Source organism: Methylobacterium sp. E-025, assembly GCF_022829705.1.
Lineage (GTDB): Bacteria > Pseudomonadota > Alphaproteobacteria > Rhizobiales > Beijerinckiaceae > Methylobacterium.
The window spans coordinates 64,179-80,121 of record NZ_JAKSYR010000081.1; the positions used below are offsets into that span (position 1 = coordinate 64,179).

The window sequence follows — 15,943 nt, forward strand, 5'->3', positions numbered from 1 at the left end:
CGCGTGGGCGCAGCCTACCGCAGGAGCTGGAGGATGCCCTGCTGCGCGGTGTTGGCCAGCGAGAGGGCCGAGATGCCGAGCGACTGGCGGGTCGACAGGGCCTGGGAGTTCGCGGCCTCCTCGTTCAGGTCGGCATCGGTGAGCTTGGAGGCGCCGGTGTCGAGCACGTTCTGGAGGTTCTTGGTGAAGTCCTGACGGTTCTGCACCACCGACAGGTTCGAGCCGAAGGTCGAGGCCTGCGAGCGCAGGGTCGAGGACGCGTTCGTCAGGCTGGTGAGCGTCGTCTTGACGTCGTTGTCGATCAGGAAGTTGCCCTGCCCATTCGAGGATGCACCGGAGTTGCCGGTGATCGCCGTTAGGCTGAGGCCGACCGAGGTAGCATCGACGCCCTGCACGTCGAGGTTCGAGGTGTCCTTCTCGTTGAACGAGATGTGCAGCTTGTTGGTGGTGGCGCTGCTCGACAGCAGGTTGGTGCCGTTGAAGCTCGAGTCCTTGGCGAGCTGGTCGATCTGCGTCAGCAGGCTGTTGTACTGCTTGGCCAGCGCCGCGCGCTCCTTGACCCCGGTCACCGTCAGGTTCGAGCTCTGACCCGCCGTCGAGGTGGTGCCGTATTGGGGACCGGAGTTGGCGGTGCCGCTGGTGAAGCCGAGCGCGGTCTGGTCGCCGGGCGTCGAGAACTCGAGGTCGGCGCTGGCGCTGACGACGATCTTCGTGCCGGTCGTGTCCTTGCTGAACGCGTTGCCCGCGCCCTGGGGACCGACCACCGCGTTCAGCTTGGCGATGGTCGTGTCGATGGTGTCGCTGGCGGTCAGCGTGGTCGAGACCGCGGTGCCGTTGACCTGCAAATTGATCGTGCCGGCGGCGGCGGAGAAGGCGGCACCGGCTGTTCCGCTCGTGTTGAGCTGCGTGGCGAGTGCCTGGTTGGCGGTCGACTTGGCCGAGTCCACGAGCTTCTGGATCGAGGTCAGGCCCTGGTTGGCCGCCTGGATCGTCTGCACACCGTTGGAGATACTGTCGAGCAGGGTGCCGAGATCCGAGGAGCGGTTCGACAGGCTCTGCGCAGTGAAGAAGTTGACCGGGTTGTCGAGGGCCGAGGAGACCTTCTTGCCGGTGGAAAGACGGTTCTGCGTCGTCGACGAGAGCGCCGCCGTATCCTGCAGCGAGAGCAGGTTCTGGCGCGTGGCGGCAGAGAGCGTGACTTCCGAGGACATGGGATGATCCGTCTTGCTTAGGCGATGTTAGGGTTAACTAAGCACGCCGTTCCTTGCATTCCGGTTAATGAAGTCTGAGATTTCGGTTGGCTGCGCGCGTGATTAGGGAAGATCGACGATCGAAGACGCATCGCGGACAGAAAATGAAAAAGCGGCCGGGGCGATGCCCCAGCCGCTTCGTCGCGTCGTGATGGTGGGCGGTGCTTAGCGGAGGAGCTGAAGCACGCCCTGCTGGGCCTGGTTGGCCAGCGAGAGGGCCGAGATGCCGAGCGATTGGCGGGTCGACAGGGCCTGGGAGTTCGCGGCCTCCTCGTTGAGGTCGGCATCGGTGAGCTTGGAGGCGCCGGTGTCGAGCACGTTCTGCAGGTTCTTGGTGAAGTCCTGGCGGTTCTGCACCACCGACAGGTTCGAGCCGAAGGTCGAGGCCTGCGAGCGCAGGGTCGAGGACGCGTTCGTCAGGCTAGTGAGCGTCGAGGTCACCGTGCTGTCGAGCAGGAAGTTGCCCTTGCCGTCCGCAGTCGCACCGGAGTTGCCGGTGATCGACGTCAGGCTGAGGCCGCCCGAGGTGGCATCGACGCCCTGCACGTCGAGGTTCGAGGTGTCCTTCTCGTTGAACGAGATGTGCAGCTTGTTCGAAGCCGCGCTGCTCGACAGCAGGTTGGTGCCGTTGAAGCTCGAGTCCTTGGCGAGCTGGTCGATCTGCGTCAGCAGGCTGTTGTACTGCTTGGCGAGCGCCGCGCGCTCCTTGACCCCGGTCACCGTCAGGTTCGAGCTCTGACCCGCCGTCGAGGTGGTGCCGTATTGAGGACCCGCGTTCGCGGCGCCGCTGGTGAAGCCGAGCGCGGTCTGGTCGGCGGGCGACGAGAACTCGATATCGGCCGTACCGTTGACGACGATCTTGGTGCCGGTGACGTCCTTGCTGAACGCGTTGCCCGCACCTTGGGCGCTGACGGCGGTGTTCAGCTTGGCGATGGTCGTGTCGATGGTGTCGCTGGCGGTCAGCGTGGTCGAGACCGCGGTGCCGTTGACTTCCAAGTTAACGGATCCGGCAGCGGCCGAGAAGGCAGCGGCGGCCGTTCCGGTGGTGGTGATCTGCGTCGCGAGTGCCTGGTTGGCGGTCGACTTGGCCGAGTCGCCGAGCTTCTGGATCGAGGTCAGGCCCTGGTTGGCCGCCTGGATCGTCTGCACGCCGTTGGAGATACTGTCGAGCAGGGTGCCGAGATCCGAGGAGCGGTTCGACAGGCTCTGCGCGGTGAAGAAGTTGACCGGGTTGTCGAGGGCCGAGGAGACCTTCTTGCCGGTGGAAAGACGGTTCTGGGTGGTCGAGGACAAGGACGCCGTATCCTGCAGCGAAAGCAGGTTCTGGCGGGTAGCAGCGGTGAGAGAGACGCCGGACATGAGGTGAGATCCATATTTGATCAGAAGACCGGCTTTCTGCCGGCCTCACGAAGAAACATGTCGCCACCTACCGACGCGTTAAATCGACCGGTCAAATCCGGCATATCGCGGGTGTGCAGGGTGTATTGCGCCCAATTACGCGATGAGAGTTCAAACAACATTAACAGATCGTGTCGATGGTCGTGGCGTCTCTAGAATGGAGTTGCCGGCATGGCCCTACGCATCGAGCTGAAGCCCGCGGAGCGGCTGATCATCAACGGGGCGCTGATCCGGAACGGCGATCGGCGGTCGGTCTTCCTCGTCGAGACCCAGTGCAAGTTCCTGCGCGAGAGCGAGATCATCCGCGAGGCGGACGCCGACACGCCGTGCAAGAAGCTCTGCGTGACCCTGCAGGTGATCTATCTCGCCGACGATCCGGCGGAGGCGGAGAACCTGTTCGTGATGCAGTCGACCGAGATCCTGAAGACGATCCCGGGCGCGGCCCCGTATCTCGTGGCGATCCACGACGCGGTCGCGGCCAAGCAGTACCACCTGGCGATCAAGACCGGGCGGAAGCTCATCGCCTACGAGGAGGAGCTGGCCGCCTGAGGGCGTCCGCCCGAGCGAGGCGTCGCGCAGCGCGACGCCTCGGGGGCCAAGTCCGCCGCGCGACGCGGGCGCCGGCCGAGCCGTCCGCTCACGTCACTCGCCGATGCCGAACAGCTTCTCGATGAAGTTGCGGTCGTCCGAGTCGCGGGCCGCCGGACGGCGGGCCGCATTCGGGCGGGGCGCCGGCGCCGGGGGCTCGCCGAAGATCTGGCCGAGGATGTTGCCCGGGCTCGGCGCGCTCGCCACCGAGGCGGTCGTCTCGGGCGCCTTGCGCCAGCGGTTGAGGCCGGGCAGCGGCACCGGCGTCTGGCCCTTCAGCGCGACGCTCATGTAGGTCTTCCAGATCTCGACCGGCAGGTTGCCGCCGGACGCCTTCTTGGTCGGCTCGCCGTCGTCGTTGCCGAGCCAGATCCCGGTGACCAGGCTGCCGGAATAGCCGATGAACCAGGCATCGCGGAAATCCTGGCTGGTGCCGGTCTTGCCGGCGAGGTCCCAGCCCGGGATGTCGCCCTTCTTGGCGGTGCCGATCACGAAGGTCTCGTGCATCATCGCGTTCATCATGCCGACGGCGTTCGGATCGATGACGCGGCCGAGGCCGCCCTCCCCGCGCTTGTACAGCACCTTGCCGTCGGCAGCCTTCACGCCGGCGACGACGTAGGGGATCACGCCGGTGCCGCCGTTGGCGAAGGCGCTGTAGGCGCCGACCATCTCCAGCGGCGTCACCTCGGAGGTGCCGAGCGCGATCGAGCCGTTAACCTGCAGCGCCGAGGTGATGCCGAGGCGCTGCGCCGTCTGCACCACCGCCTTGGCGCCGACCTCCTGGCCGAGGCGCACCGCGACGGTGTTGAGCGACAGGGCGAGCGCGGTCCGCAGCGTGACCGGGCCCTCGTACTGGTGCGAGTAGTTCTCCGGCTGCCAGTTGCCGATCTTGATCGGCGCGTCCTCCTTCACCGTGTCCGGCGTCGCGCCGCGCTCGACCGCGGCGAGGTAGACGAACGGCTTGAACGAGGAGCCGGGCTGGCGCTTGGCGGTGGTGGCCCGGTTGAACTGGCTCTGCGCGTAGTCGCGCCCGCCGATCAGCGCGCGGATCGCGCCGTCCGGCCGCATCGAGACCAGCGCGCCCTGGCCGACGTTGTAGCGGCGGCCCTTGGCGTTCAGCTCGTCGACGAGCGCCTTCTCGGCGGTCGCCTGAAGGTTGGTGTCGACCGTGGTCTGCACGACGATGTCGCCCTCGATCGTGCCGACGAAGTCGTCGAGCACGTCCATCACGAGGTCGGCGACGTAGTTCGCTGAGCCGCCGCCGCGGGTGCTCGCCGGCCGGGCCGGCTGGGCGAGCGCCACCTTCGCGTCCTGGGCGGTGATGAAGCCAAGCTCCTGCATCGCCGCGACCACCTGGGCGGCGCGCGCCTGGGCCGCCGGTAGGTTGCGGTTCGGCGCCAGCCGCGAGGGCGCCTGGACGAGGCCGCCGAGCATCGCGGCTTCCGCGACGCTGACGGTCTTGGCGGGCTTGCCGAAGTAGCGCTGCGCCGCCGCCTCGACGCCGTAGGCGCCGGCGCCGAAGTAGACCCGGTTCAGGTAGAGCTCGAGCAGCTCGTTCTTGCTGTACTTGTGCTCGAGCCACAGGGCGAGGATCGCCTCCTGGATCTTGCGCGAGGCCGACCGCTCGGGCGTCAGGAACAGGTTCTTGGCGAGCTGCTGCGTCAGGGTCGAGCCGCCCTGGGCGACGCCGCGGCGCGTCAGGTTCTGGCCGATGGCGCGCAGGATGCCGACCGGGTCGACGCCGAAATGGCTGTAGAAGCGCCGGTCCTCGATCGCCACGAAGGCGCGCGGCAGGTAGCTCGGCAGCTCCTTGATGCCGACGACGCGGCCACCGGTCTCGCCGCGGTTGGCGAGCAGCGAGCCGTCGGAGGCGAGAATCGCGATGTTTGGCGGGCGCTTGGGCACCGCCAGCTGGTCGATCGGCGGAAGCTGGGAGGCATGGTAGGCGATCAGGCCGGCGATCCCGACCACCGCCCACAGGCCGAGCACCCAGCCGGCGTAGACCACGCGCCCGAGCAGCGAGCGCCGCCGGACCTTCTTCGACGAAGCGCCACGCCGCGCGCCGCCCTTGGCGGCCGGCTTCGCCCGGCGGCTGCCCGCGTCCTCGCTGTCTCGGCTTCTGCTGGCCACGCCGCCTCCCGGGCGATCGGCCCGCGACAGGCGGAGGTCCGCGCCGCCCCGACCCGCGCCGCGCCCCTCGGGCACGTCGAAGTTCGGTTCGCCCCGGCCGTCCCGTCCGCGTCCGTTCGCCATGCGTCCCGTCTGTCCTGAGGCCTGTCCGAGATGCCCTGCAAAGGTGGTGCGGCGGCGATCGTTGGAGGCCCGGTTCCGCACGGTAAATGCGGCGGGTTTAAGGGATGTTAACCGCCGATTTTCAGAACCCGTTGACGATCAGGGACTTGGCGTTCGCGCTCCGCGATGCGGCCCGGCGTCGCCGTATCCCCGGGGTTTTTGGCGCCGGACGCGGCTTTTGCTAAGCGATTGCGGGCAAGATGCGCTCCGCCTTCGACCTTCGGGTGATGCCATGAGCGACAATCGACGCAGTACCCCGCGCAAGGACGCCTTCCAGGTCGCGAGCCTGATCGCGGACGAATGCGGGGAGCCCTGCGAATGCCTGGTCTGGGACGTCTCGGAGACCGGCGCGCAGATCGAGGTCGCGGCCGAGATCGTCGCCCCCGATCGGTTCACGCTGCGGGTGACCGCCTACGAGCCGCCGCGGCGCTGTCGCGTCGTCCGGCGCGAGGGTCGGCGGCTGGGAGTACGGTTCGAAGGCTGAGACGGACCGCGAAACCGGCGCGCGCCGGCTCAGGCCGGCTGCAGCGCCGGAGCGGGGGCCTGCCGGGCCCTCACGATGCGGAACGCCTTCGGGCGGGCGAACAGGAAGCGGAGGGCGGTGCCGCGCACCGCGCGCTCGAGCGCCAGCGGCACGATCACGGCGACGACCATCACCGTCAGGCTGGCGAGGCCGACATCGTCGATCAGCCCCACCTTGACCAGCAGCGTCCGCGTGACCGCCATCGGCAGGAAGAACGCGAGGTAGATCACGATCGAGCGTTGCCCGCAGGCGCGCAACGCCGCGGTGACCGGCCCCCCGGCCGACGTCAGCAGGGCGGCGCCGGCGACGATGGCGAGCGCGCCGGCGCCGCCGAGGATCAGGCTGACCAGCGGCAGGCTAGCGAGCGTCGGGTACCCCGGCAGTTGCGAGGGCGTGAAGGCGAGCCACGCCTCGATCCCCGCCCAGAGCATCAGCCCGGCACAGGCCGCCCCCGGGTTGCGCGCGACCCGGTCGGCCAAGGCGAAGATGCGCCCGGCGAACAGGTATCCGGCCACGAAGTAGACGTAGCGGGCGCAGAACTCCTCCGCGAGATAGGAAGGGGTCGCGATCGGCACGACCTGCAGCAGGGCGGCGCCGGCCAGGAGCACCGCCGCCGGCACGCGGCGCAGCAGCTTGGTCACCACGGAGAACACCGCGAGCAGGTAGATGAACCACAGCGTCGCGTACGGCTCGATCAGCGCGTGGACGAGATGGGCCGCGAAGGCGTCGGGCCCGGCCTCGCCGACGATCGCCGGATACTTCGCGAGCGACTGGACGACGACCCAGAGCCCGTAGAAGTAGGCGAAGTGGACGACACGCCGGTCGGCGAACAAGCGCCAGTCGCGGTCGATCACCCGGCCGACGAACAGGCCCGACAGCAGGAAGAAGTCCGGGATCCGGAACGGCTTCGCGAAGCTCACCACCGTGTGGAGGAAACCCTCGCCGTCCATCGCCTCGCCGGTGCCGAGGGTGGAATGCATCATCACCACGAGGAGGATGCAGATGCCCTTGGCGACGTCGACCCAGGCGAGACGCATCGCATCCCCCGGCCCCGCCGTGCCCGCCGCCCCCGCCATCACCGCCTCCGCCCGGTCGCCCCGTCGGCGCAACCCTTGGGCGGGATGCGTAAAGGCCGCCTGAGCCCCGCAGCGCCATCGCGCGGCATGGCGAACGCGGGGTGAATCCGCTCCGGGGCCCGGCGTCAGCTCTTGCGCTTGGCCGAGCGACGGTCCCGCGTCATCCGCGTGGCAGCGTGGAAGTCGTCGGGCTTTGTCCGCACCCAGGCGATGAAGCGCGCGATCTCCGGCTCGGCGCGGAGCGCGCCGACGTCGGCGAGGCGCCGGGCGAGCTCAGCTTCGCTGTGCCGGGCATGGATCGCCGAGTGGCAGACCTGGTGCAGCCGCACGGTGGTGCCGTGGGTGCCGCCCTTCAGCTTCGGCACGAGGTGATGCAGGCTCGAGCGGGCGCGGGGCGGGATCGGGCGCTCGCAGAGCGGGCAGATCACCGGCTCGGGGCTGCGCGCCTGCGTCTCGGGATCGTCCTCGCGCCAGCGCCGCTCGCGTCGCCCCACCGCCTCGCCTCCGTTCGCATCGGGTCCGACCGGCGATATGGGATTGCGGGAAAACCGCGGCGCGGCGTCAAGGCGTCGCTGCGGCGAGCGCCGGGCAGCCCGGCCGGACGCGGTCGCCGAACAAGGTTTCGGCCAGGCGATCGCGGGTTCCGAGCACCGAGACGTGGTCGCCGGCGACCGCCTCGAAGCGGGCGCTCGCGCCCGCCGCGGTGGCGAGGCGGCGCCCGAGCTTCACCGGCACGACGCCGTCCGCCGTGCCGTGGACGATGAGCACCGGCCCGCCGGCCCGCGCGATGCGCGCATCAGAGCGCCAGGTATCGCGCAGCAGGGTGGTCGGCGCGTAGGGGAAGGCGAGGCGCACGATGCCGGGCAGCGAATCGAACGGCGCCTCGAGGTAGAGCCCGAGATGCGGCACCCGCTCCGCCACGGCGACCGCGACCGCGGCGCCGAGGGAATGACCGTGCAGCAGGATCGGAGCGCCGGGCGCCCGCCGCGCGGCCTCGGCGACGGCCGCGAGCCCGTCGGCGATCAGCCCCTCCTCCATCGGCGTGCCGGTCGATCCGGGATAGCCGCGATAGGCGATCGCCAGCACGCCCCATCCGGCGCCGGACCAGGGCGCGGCGGCAAAGCGCGCGGCTGCGGGCTCGGGGCGCGAGCCGTTGCCGTGGAAGCTGACCACGACGCCGCAGCCGGGGCGCGGCGCCCGCCACAGGGCATGCAGGCGCTCGTCGTCGGCGGTGACGAGCGAGATCGCTTCGGTGCCCGGCGGCACCGGCAGGCGTGCGCGCGGGCCGGCGATGAAGGCGCCCGGGTAGATGAGGTTGCGCTGGAAGACGGCCAGCGCGGCGATGGGGCCGCCGAAGACGATGGCGGCGGCCGCCAGGACGAGCAGGATGCGCATGGGTCTCCGCCGGGTCTCGCGGCCGGACCCTAACCGTTCCGCGGCGACGCCAGCAGCCGTCCGTCCCAGCATGGTCTGCCGCACGCATTGACAAAGTCCGGCGGCACGCGGAGATTCGAACCATTCCGAGGGGGGCCCCGCAACCGGGGGCTGAGAGTGGACGCGACGTCCTGACCCTTGAACCTGATCCGGCTCGTACCGGCGGAGGGACGGGAACCTGCGGCGCCGATCCCGGCGTCTGCCGCTTCATCGCATCTCCATCGACGCGTGCCGGGTCGCCCCAAAGCCGGGAGACCCACTCGATGAACGCGCCCGTCCTGTCCAAAGACGTCAAGGGAAGTCCCGAGACCGTGACCACGGGTCCGGTGACCGGCTCGCGCAAGGTCTACGCGAGCGTGGCCGGCCGGGAGGACATCCGGGTGCCGTTCCGCGAGATCGTGCTGACCGACCCGAACGAGCCGGCGGTGCGGGTCTACGACCCGTCCGGCCCCTACACCGAGACCGACGCCCGCATCGACCTCGCCAAGGGCCTGCCGACCCTGCGCGACCCGTGGATCGCCAAGCGCGACTACGCCGCCGTGCAGCCGCGCATCGTGAAGCCCGAGGACAACGGCTTCGTGCCGGCCGACAAGCTGGTGGCCCCCTGCCCCGCCGAGCGGACGATTCGCAAGGCCGGACCGGGCCAGATGGTGACGCAGTACGAGTTCGCCCGCGCCGGGATCGTCACCGAGGAGATGATCTACGTCGCCCACCGCGAGAATCTGTGCCGCGAGCAGATGCTCGACCGGGCGCACGCGGCGCTCGCCGATGGCGAGAGCTTCGGCGCCTCGGTGCCGCCGTTCATCACGCCCGAGTTCGTGCGCGACGAGGTCGCCCGCGGCCGGGCGATCATCCCGGCCAACATCAACCACACCGAGCTGGAGCCGATGGCGATCGGCCGGAACTTCCTGGTGAAGATCAACGCCAACATCGGCAACTCGGCCGTCACCTCGTCGGCGGCGGAAGAGGTGGAGAAGCTGGTCTGGTCGATCCGCTGGGGCGCCGACACGGTGATGGACCTGTCGACCGGCCGCAACATCCACAACATCCGCTCGTGGATCATCCGCAACTCGCCGGTGCCGATCGGCACGGTGCCGATCTACCAGGCGCTCGAGAAGGTCGGCGGCGATCCGCTCAAGCTCGACTGGGAGGTGTTCAAGGACACGCTCATCGAGCAGGCTGAGCAGGGCATCGACTACTTCACGATCCATGCCGGCGTCCGCCTCGCCCACGTGCCGCTCACCGCGCGGCGCGTCACCGGCATCGTGTCGCGCGGCGGCTCGATCATGGCGCGCTGGTGCCTGGCCGGGCACCGCGAATCGTTCCTCTACGAGCGCTTCGAGGAGATCTGCGACATCTGCCGCGCCTACGACGTCTCGTTCTCGCTCGGCGACGGCCTCCGCCCCGGCTCGATCGCCGACGCGAACGACGCGGCGCAGTTCGCCGAGCTCGAGACGCTGGGCGAGCTGACCAAGATCGCCTGGAACAAGGGCTGCCAGACGATGATCGAGGGGCCGGGCCACGTGCCGATGCACAAGGTCAAGGTCAACATGGAGAAGCAGCTCGCCGAGTGCGGCGAGGCGCCGTTCTACACCCTCGGCCCGCTGACCACCGACATCGCGCCGGGCTACGACCACATCACCTCCGGCATCGGCGCGGCGATGATCGGCTGGTTCGGCTGCGCGATGCTCTGCTACGTCACGCCCAAGGAGCATCTCGGGCTGCCCAACCGCGACGACGTGAAGACCGGCGTCATCACCTACAAGATCGCCGCCCACGCCGCGGATCTGGCCAAGGGCCACCCGGCGGCGCAGCTGCGCGACGACGCCCTGTCGAAGGCCCGCTTCGACTTCCGGTGGGAGGACCAGTTCAACCTCGGCCTCGACCCGGACACGGCGCGCGCCTACCACGACGAGACCCTGCCCAAGGACGCCCACAAGGTCGCGCATTTCTGCTCGATGTGCGGGCCGAAGTTCTGCTCGATGAAGATCACGCAGGACCTGCGCGCCGAGGTGCTGGCGATGGAGGCCGCCGGCGAGGTGCTCAACACCGCGCCGATCCTCACCAGCGCCGAGCGCGAGGCCGGGATGGCGGAGAAGTCGCGCGAGTTCCTGGCCGAGGGCGGCAAGCTCTACGTCGACGCCGCCGAGTGACGGCGCCACTCCGGGACGCATGACCGAGCGCTCCGCCCCCGCCCGCCGACAGGCGCGCGGGGGCGGATCGCTTCCGAGGCCTCGCATCCGCTCGACCGGGCCCCGGGGACGCGGCGCATGCCGGGGCGAACCGTTAAAATTCGATCCGCGTCGTTGCCTGATTCTTCAGGATGATCCCGCTCAGTCGGGTACCGGGGCGGAGTCTTAAGAGACGATTCACGCGCCGCACGGCTTCTGGTCTCATGCCGCAACGGGACCCGTAGAGGTGCGCGATGAGTACCTTCGAAGTGACACCCCCGACGCCGACGCGCCTGAGCGCACCGCCCGTCGTCCAGCCTGCCAGACCCATCGAGGCGGCGGCTCCGGTGGCGCTCGATCCGGCCGTTCGCGTCGACATCGGCAGAAGCGATCGCAGCGGCGCTGCGGTCTCCGATGACGGACGGTCGCGCGGCGACGCCGCGTCGGATCGGACCAACGACGAGCGGCGCATCACCATCGACCGGGATACGAAGAGCGTCGTGTATCAGGTGCTCGATCCCGGCACCGGTGCGGTGCTGGTCCAGCTTCCGGACGTGTCGGTGCTGCGGTCGCGCGCCTACGCCGAGGCTCAGGCGGAGCGCAGGACGGCCGATAAGCCCGTCGATCGCGAAGCGTGAGCGGCGCCTCCGCCGGTCGTGACGCCGAGCGGAACGAAAGGGCCGGGGCTGTGCGCCTCGGCCCTTTTTCGCGTCGCCATGCCTGTCGAGACCGGGTCGCCGAAGCCGAGGCGACGGGACGCGCCGCGTCCCGTGCCCGGTCGCGTCCGCCGGTCCGGCGCGGCCTACGAGGAGCGCAGGCCGGCGGCGATCTGCTGGTTGATGTTGATCAGCGCCGAGAGCTTGTCGGCGCCCGGCTCGATCAGCGTGTCGATGATCCGCCGGAACACGAAGACCGAGAGCTGGCCGATGTTGTTCTTGATCGCGATCGGAAGCGGGCTCTCGGGCGCCGTCGCGGCGCCTGCCAGGAGCGTCCAGACCTTCTGATTGAAGTTCAGCGCCTTGTTCAGGTTGGCGGACTGGTTGGTCCAGTCGTCCTTGACCATCTGAAGCTGCTGCGCCGCCTTGATCAGCACGGCGGCTTCCGCCTCGCGCGGGCTGAGGACGCTGTTCGCGGTTCTCGTGTAGGCGTTGGCGGCGAAACTCATCGGTCTGACGCTCCACCCGCAGGCCGGCGGGCACGGGGTGGGGTTATGGCAGCGCGCGCCTTAACATAGGGTAAGCGCCGCGGACGAGAATTGCATCGGCCGCCCGAGCGATTGTTCAAGCACAGCGTCGGCCGGACGGCGCCGCGGCGGAACGATCGACTGTATTCGATCGTCCCTATCATGATCCCGCCTAAGGATCACGCAGCCCGCTTCTTGCCCTTCTTCTCGCGCCCCTGCCCCGGGGCGCTCTTGCCGGCGCGGGAGCGGTCGAGGACGAACTTCGCGTAGTCGTCCATGTCGCCGGGAAACGGCTTCACGGTGTTGTCCGCCGCGAGCCAGAGGCGGTCGGCCACGAGCTCCATCAGCGAGCGGTCGTGGGTGATGAGGATGACGGCGCCCTCGTAGTCGTTCAGCGCGTCGAGCAGCGCCCGGCGACTGTCGATGTCCAAGTGGTTGGTGGGCTCGTCGAGGATCAGCAGGTGGGGCGCCCGCATCGCCACGAGGTTCAGCAGCAGCCGCGCCCGCTCGCCGCCCGACAGCGCATCGACCGTCGTCTCCTGCTTCTCGTAGGCGAGGCCGAAGCTCGCGAGCTTGCCTCGGCGGGCCGACTCGCCGTCCTCGGGCCGCTCGCGGCGGATGATGGCCAGCGGCGTATCCTTCGGGTCCATCGCCTCGATCTGGTGCTGGTGGAACCAGCCGACCTGCACCCGCCCTTCGCGCGTCATCCGCCCCGAGCGGATGTCGAGCGCGCCGGCCGCCATCTTCGCGAAGGTCGACTTGCCGGCGCCGTTGACGCCGAGCAGGCCGATGCGATCGTCGATGTCGAGCGTCAGGTTCAGGCCGCGCAGGATCGCGGGATCGTCGCCGTAGCCGACCTCGACGTCGGTGAGGTGCATCAGCGGCGGCGCCAGCGGGCGCTTCGGCGACGGCAGATGGAACGGCGCGACGTGCTCCTCGATCGTGGTGGCGATCGGCTCGAGCTTGGCCAGGCGCTTGACCCGCGACTGCGCCTGCGCGGCCTTCGAGGCCTTGGCCTTGAAGCGGTCGATGAAGCTCTGCAGGTGGGCGCGCTCGGCGTCCTGCTTGGCCTTGGCTGAGAGCTGGAGCCTCGCCTTCTCGGCGCGGCGCCGCTCGAAGTCGTCGTAGCCGCCGGTGTAGAGCTCGAGCTGCCCGTTGGCGACGTGCAGGATCGCGTCGACGGAGTTGTTCAACAGCTCGCGGTCGTGGCTAATGATCAGCGCCGAGTGCGGGTAGCGCTTGAGCCGCGCCTCGAGCCAGAGCGCGCCTTCGAGGTCGAGATAGTTCGTCGGCTCGTCGAGCAGCAGCATCTCGGGGGCGGCGAACAGGGCGGCGGCGAGCGCCACCCGCATCCGCCAGCCGCCGGAGAACTCCGACATCGGCCGCTCGAGGTCGGCCACCGAGAAGCCGAGGCCGGCCAGGATCTCGCCGGCGCGGGCGGGCGCCCGGTCGGCGTCGATCTCGATCAGCCGGCCGTAGATCTCGCCCATGCGCTCGGGCTCGGCGGTCTCCAGCTCGGCATAGAGGCCGTCGCGCTCGACGTCGGCCGCGAGGATCGTGTCGATCAGGCTGACCGGCGTCGCCGGGTGCTCCTGGTCGACCGAGCCGATGCGCGCCGTCTTCGGCAGGAACACCGTTCCGGAATCCGGCTGGAACGCACCGAGGATGATCTTGAACAGCGTCGACTTGCCGACGCCGTTGCGGCCGACGATGCCGACCTTGGCCCCCGGCGGGATCGCCACGCTGGCCTTCGTGAAGAAGCGCCGCCCCCACATGTTGAAGGTGAGGTCTTCGATCTGCAGCATGATGGGGGGTCACGGGCCGGGAGCGGGGGCGCTCTCCCACTCCCTACCGCACTGCAGCACGATGTGCGAGCGCGCCGAGGCCTACCGGGTCGCCGCGCTGGCGATCGCCTTGGTCAGCGGCGCGGCCGGCACGGTGCTCTCCCAGAACCGCCCGGTCTTGGCGCGCTCGAAGCCGGCCTCGTAAAGGTTGCGCATGTAGGTGGTGTCGAAGCCGTCCGGCGTCGTCAGCTTGGGGCCGTCCTCGGGAATGTAGGTGAGGTTGAAGCCGACGCCGTTCTCGCGGGCGAAGGCGTAGGTCGCCGCCAGCGTCTGGCGGCTGCGGGCGCGGCTCGCCGTGGTGAACGAGCGCCCGACGATCGCCAGGGTGTTGTTCTGCGCCACGTCGAACTCGGGCTCGAGGCGGCCGTTGATGATCACGTAGATCCGGCCCTTCTGACCGGTCGCGAGGCGCTTGTCGCGCAGCAGCAGCGCCTGCGGCAGGGTGAAGACCGGCGTCACCACCGAGCCGTCGACGTGCAGCTCCTGGAAGGCGCGTCCCTCGGCCTGCACGTCGATGAGCTGGGGCGGGAACACCGCCGGGATGCTGGCCGAGGCGGTGAGCACGTCGCGGAACAGGTCGAGCGCGTTGGGCGCGCCGCTCGCGGCGATGGCGCCCATGTTCCAGATCGTGGCGCGCTGGCTGTCGAGGTTCGTCGTCACCACCAGCAGGCGTCGGCCCTTGGCGTGCTCGGCGGCGATGGCGGCGAGCAGGTCGGCGTTGACGTAGCGCCCGACGAGGTTGCGCAGGCGGCCGTCGCCGAACAGGCCGGAGCCGAACAGCACGTTCACGACGCTCGGGCTCTGCACCAGGGTGCTGGCGATGCCGCTGGTGTAGATGTCGGTGAGGTAGGAATCGTAGGACGAGCCGAGGAAGGCGAACGGCGCGATCAGCGACCCGGTGCTGACGCCGGAGACGAGCGAAAATTCCGGCCGCGTGCCCGAGGCCGACCAGCCGTTCAGCACGCCCGCGCCGTAGGCGCCGTCGCCGCCGCCGCCGGACAGGGCGAGGTAGCTGAAGCCCTGGCGCTTGTTCTGCGGCGTCGACGCCATCTCGGTGAAGGTCTCGACCGAGGCGTCCGAGAATACGCGGGCGCCGGGAATGCCCGGCACGCCCGCGACCGCCGCCTCGGCGGCGGTGTACGGGATCCTCGGCACCGAGGAGCAGGCGGCAAGCTGGGCCGCAACAGCGAGGGCGAGGCACCCGCGCAGCCAACCGTATCGACGCGACATCGTCAAAAAATCCCACGCCCGATCCGGGCCGTCACGGCATGCGAACGAGCTTGACCATACTAGCGTTCCGGCCGGGCGACCGCAACGCGGCCTTGCGGCCGGCGGTGATGCGGCTGGGTCACACCCGGCACGCGGGAACCGCGGTCGTCGCCGCCCGGACAATGGGCGGTGGACAGCCACGGCTCCGCTTCCGCCGGCCTTGCATCGGCGGAGAACGGTCCTGTAGGTTGCCCTCGTCGCCGGATGCCTCAGGGGGGGTATGGCGGCTATGACCAGCGGCGCGCACGACGGGCTTCGGACCGGCCTCGTCCCGACTTTCGGGACCAGCCGGTCAGCGGGGACAGGTCGCGCCCGATCCGCGCCTTGACTGCGGGGGACCGGGGCAGTCCGCGGGTCTAGATCGGGAGGGGCGAGACCATGGACACAATCTTGAGTTGGACGGACGAGCGCGTGACGCTGCTGCGCCAGCTGTGGGAAGACGGCCAGAGCGCGAGCAAGATCGCGGCGCAGCTCGGCGGCGTCACCCGCAATGCGGTGATCGGCAAGGTGCACCGGCTCGGCCTCTCGGGCCGCGTGATCAAGCCGGCCGAGGACGTCGCGGCCGCTCGGCGCAAGCCGGCGGAGGAAGTCGAGATCGAGACGGCGATCGCCGTGGTCGAGGCCGAGGCTCCCGAGCCGGTGGCGATCCTCGCGCACCGGCCCGCGCCGGACTTCCCGGTTCCGGCGGCCGCGCACGAGCCGGTGGCGCTCGCCGCCTCGCAGCGCGTGACGATCATGGATCTGCGCGAATCGATGTGCCGCTGGCCCATCGGCGACCCGACCACGCCGGAATTCGGGTTCTGCGGCGCCCGCTCAATCACCGGGCTGCCCTACTGCACGCATCACGCCCAGATCGCCTACCAGCCGGCGGCCGAGCGCAAGCGCGACCGCCGCGTGGCCGGCTTCCGCTAAGGT

The 15,943-nt window shown here is 69.7% G+C and carries 14 protein-coding genes and 1 riboswitch; of the genes, 5 read left to right on the plus strand and 9 right to left on the minus strand.

Going from position 1 to position 15,943, the window contains the following annotated elements; all coding sequences use genetic code 11:
* Window positions 1-14 precede the first annotated feature (14 nt).
* Both MKK64_RS09300 and MKK64_RS09305 read right to left on the minus strand, forming a co-directional pair.
* Window positions 15-1,211 carry a flagellin gene (locus MKK64_RS09300; protein WP_147842360.1) on the minus strand — a complete coding sequence of 399 codons (1,197 nt, stop codon included), beginning with the start codon at window positions 1,209-1,211 and terminating at the stop codon, window positions 15-17.
* Window positions 1,212-1,415: 204 nt separating this feature from the next.
* A complete protein-coding gene (locus MKK64_RS09305; RefSeq protein ID WP_243933894.1) occupies window positions 1,416-2,609 on the minus strand; it encodes a flagellin in 1,194 nt (397 codons plus the stop codon).
* 210 nt (window positions 2,610-2,819) lie between these two features.
* Between MKK64_RS09305 and MKK64_RS09310 the strand changes: the two genes are divergently transcribed.
* Entirely contained in the window at window positions 2,820-3,197 is a 378-nt protein-coding gene (locus MKK64_RS09310) for a flagellar biosynthesis repressor FlbT (RefSeq protein ID WP_147729760.1), read from the plus strand.
* Window positions 3,198-3,290: 93 nt separating this feature from the next.
* Here the strand turns inward: MKK64_RS09310 and MKK64_RS09315 are convergent, their stop codons facing one another.
* Window positions 3,291-5,489 carry a transglycosylase domain-containing protein gene (locus tag MKK64_RS09315; RefSeq protein ID WP_243933896.1) on the minus strand — a complete coding sequence of 733 codons (2,199 nt, stop codon included), beginning with the start codon at window positions 5,487-5,489 and terminating at the stop codon, window positions 3,291-3,293.
* Window positions 5,490-5,760: 271 nt separating this feature from the next.
* On the opposite strand from MKK64_RS09315, the gene MKK64_RS09320 reads away from it, so the two are divergent.
* Window positions 5,761-6,012: a PilZ domain-containing protein gene (locus tag MKK64_RS09320; RefSeq protein WP_147729070.1), complete on the plus strand. Its 252-nt coding sequence runs from the start codon at window positions 5,761-5,763 to the stop codon at window positions 6,010-6,012.
* Window positions 6,013-6,041: 29 nt separating this feature from the next.
* Here MKK64_RS09320 and MKK64_RS09325 read toward each other — a convergent pair whose 3' ends face one another.
* From MKK64_RS09325 to MKK64_RS09335, 3 genes are all read right to left on the minus strand, one after another.
* Complete coding sequence (locus tag MKK64_RS09325) at window positions 6,042-7,127, minus strand: acyltransferase family protein (protein ID WP_243933898.1); 1,086 nt, start codon at window positions 7,125-7,127, stop codon at window positions 6,042-6,044.
* A 125-nt stretch (window positions 7,128-7,252) separates the two neighbouring features.
* The gene (locus MKK64_RS09330; protein ID WP_147842303.1) at window positions 7,253-7,621 is read right to left on the minus strand and encodes an HNH endonuclease; all 369 of its coding nucleotides are present in this window, start codon (window positions 7,619-7,621) and stop codon (window positions 7,253-7,255) included.
* 67 nt (window positions 7,622-7,688) lie between these two features.
* A complete protein-coding gene (locus MKK64_RS09335; RefSeq protein WP_243933900.1) occupies window positions 7,689-8,522 on the minus strand; it encodes an alpha/beta hydrolase in 834 nt (277 codons plus the stop codon).
* Window positions 8,523-8,640: 118 nt separating this feature from the next.
* Window positions 8,641-8,749, plus strand: a riboswitch (TPP riboswitch).
* A 75-nt stretch (window positions 8,750-8,824) separates the two neighbouring features.
* Between MKK64_RS09335 and thiC the strand changes: the two genes are divergently transcribed.
* Window positions 8,825-10,714 carry a phosphomethylpyrimidine synthase ThiC gene (thiC, locus tag MKK64_RS09340; protein WP_147727249.1) on the plus strand — a complete coding sequence of 630 codons (1,890 nt, stop codon included), beginning with the start codon at window positions 8,825-8,827 and terminating at the stop codon, window positions 10,712-10,714.
* Window positions 10,715-11,079: 365 nt separating this feature from the next.
* On the plus strand, window positions 11,080-11,370 hold the full coding sequence (locus MKK64_RS09345; protein WP_147727250.1) for a hypothetical protein: 291 nt from the start codon (window positions 11,080-11,082) through the stop codon (window positions 11,368-11,370).
* A 164-nt stretch (window positions 11,371-11,534) separates the two neighbouring features.
* On the opposite strand, the gene flaF is transcribed toward MKK64_RS09345, so the two are convergent.
* From flaF to MKK64_RS09360, 3 genes are all read right to left on the minus strand, one after another.
* Window positions 11,535-11,897, minus strand: coding sequence for a flagellar biosynthesis regulator FlaF (gene flaF / locus MKK64_RS09350; RefSeq protein ID WP_147727251.1), 363 nt, complete (start codon window positions 11,895-11,897; stop codon window positions 11,535-11,537).
* Between the two features lie 197 nt (window positions 11,898-12,094).
* Window positions 12,095-13,720, minus strand: coding sequence for an ABC-F family ATP-binding cassette domain-containing protein (locus MKK64_RS09355; RefSeq protein WP_147859688.1), 1,626 nt, complete (start codon window positions 13,718-13,720; stop codon window positions 12,095-12,097).
* 81 nt (window positions 13,721-13,801) lie between these two features.
* Window positions 13,802-14,989: a patatin-like phospholipase family protein gene (locus tag MKK64_RS09360; RefSeq protein WP_243933902.1), complete on the minus strand. Its 1,188-nt coding sequence runs from the start codon at window positions 14,987-14,989 to the stop codon at window positions 13,802-13,804.
* A 417-nt stretch (window positions 14,990-15,406) separates the two neighbouring features.
* Between MKK64_RS09360 and MKK64_RS09365 the strand changes: the two genes are divergently transcribed.
* Complete coding sequence (locus MKK64_RS09365) at window positions 15,407-15,940, plus strand: GcrA family cell cycle regulator (RefSeq protein ID WP_243933906.1); 534 nt, start codon at window positions 15,407-15,409, stop codon at window positions 15,938-15,940.
* Window positions 15,941-15,943 lie beyond the last annotated feature (3 nt).

What these genes read in the sequence shown, in the direction of transcription:
- MKK64_RS09300 (WP_147842360.1), bottom strand. Translation starts at nt 1,211, where the DNA reads ATGTCCTCGGAAGTCACGCTCTCTGCCGCCACGCGCCAGAACCTGCTC.
- MKK64_RS09305 (WP_243933894.1), bottom strand. Translation starts at nt 2,609, where the DNA reads ATGTCCGGCGTCTCTCTCACCGCTGCTACCCGCCAGAACCTGCTTTCG.
- MKK64_RS09310 (WP_147729760.1), top strand. Translation starts at nt 2,820, where the DNA reads ATGGCCCTACGCATCGAGCTGAAGCCCGCGGAGCGGCTGATCATCAAC.
- MKK64_RS09315 (WP_243933896.1), bottom strand. Translation starts at nt 5,489, where the DNA reads ATGGCGAACGGACGCGGACGGGACGGCCGGGGCGAACCGAACTTCGAC.
- MKK64_RS09320 (WP_147729070.1), top strand. Translation starts at nt 5,761, where the DNA reads ATGAGCGACAATCGACGCAGTACCCCGCGCAAGGACGCCTTCCAGGTC.
- MKK64_RS09325 (WP_243933898.1), bottom strand. Translation starts at nt 7,127, where the DNA reads ATGGCGGGGGCGGCGGGCACGGCGGGGCCGGGGGATGCGATGCGTCTC.
- MKK64_RS09335 (WP_243933900.1), bottom strand. Translation starts at nt 8,522, where the DNA reads ATGCGCATCCTGCTCGTCCTGGCGGCCGCCGCCATCGTCTTCGGCGGC.
- thiC (WP_147727249.1), top strand. Translation starts at nt 8,825, where the DNA reads ATGAACGCGCCCGTCCTGTCCAAAGACGTCAAGGGAAGTCCCGAGACC.
- flaF (WP_147727251.1), bottom strand. Translation starts at nt 11,897, where the DNA reads ATGAGTTTCGCCGCCAACGCCTACACGAGAACCGCGAACAGCGTCCTC.
- MKK64_RS09355 (WP_147859688.1), bottom strand. Translation starts at nt 13,720, where the DNA reads ATGCTGCAGATCGAAGACCTCACCTTCAACATGTGGGGGCGGCGCTTC.
- MKK64_RS09360 (WP_243933902.1), bottom strand. Translation starts at nt 14,989, where the DNA reads ATGTCGCGTCGATACGGTTGGCTGCGCGGGTGCCTCGCCCTCGCTGTT.
- MKK64_RS09365 (WP_243933906.1), top strand. Translation starts at nt 15,407, where the DNA reads ATGGACACAATCTTGAGTTGGACGGACGAGCGCGTGACGCTGCTGCGC.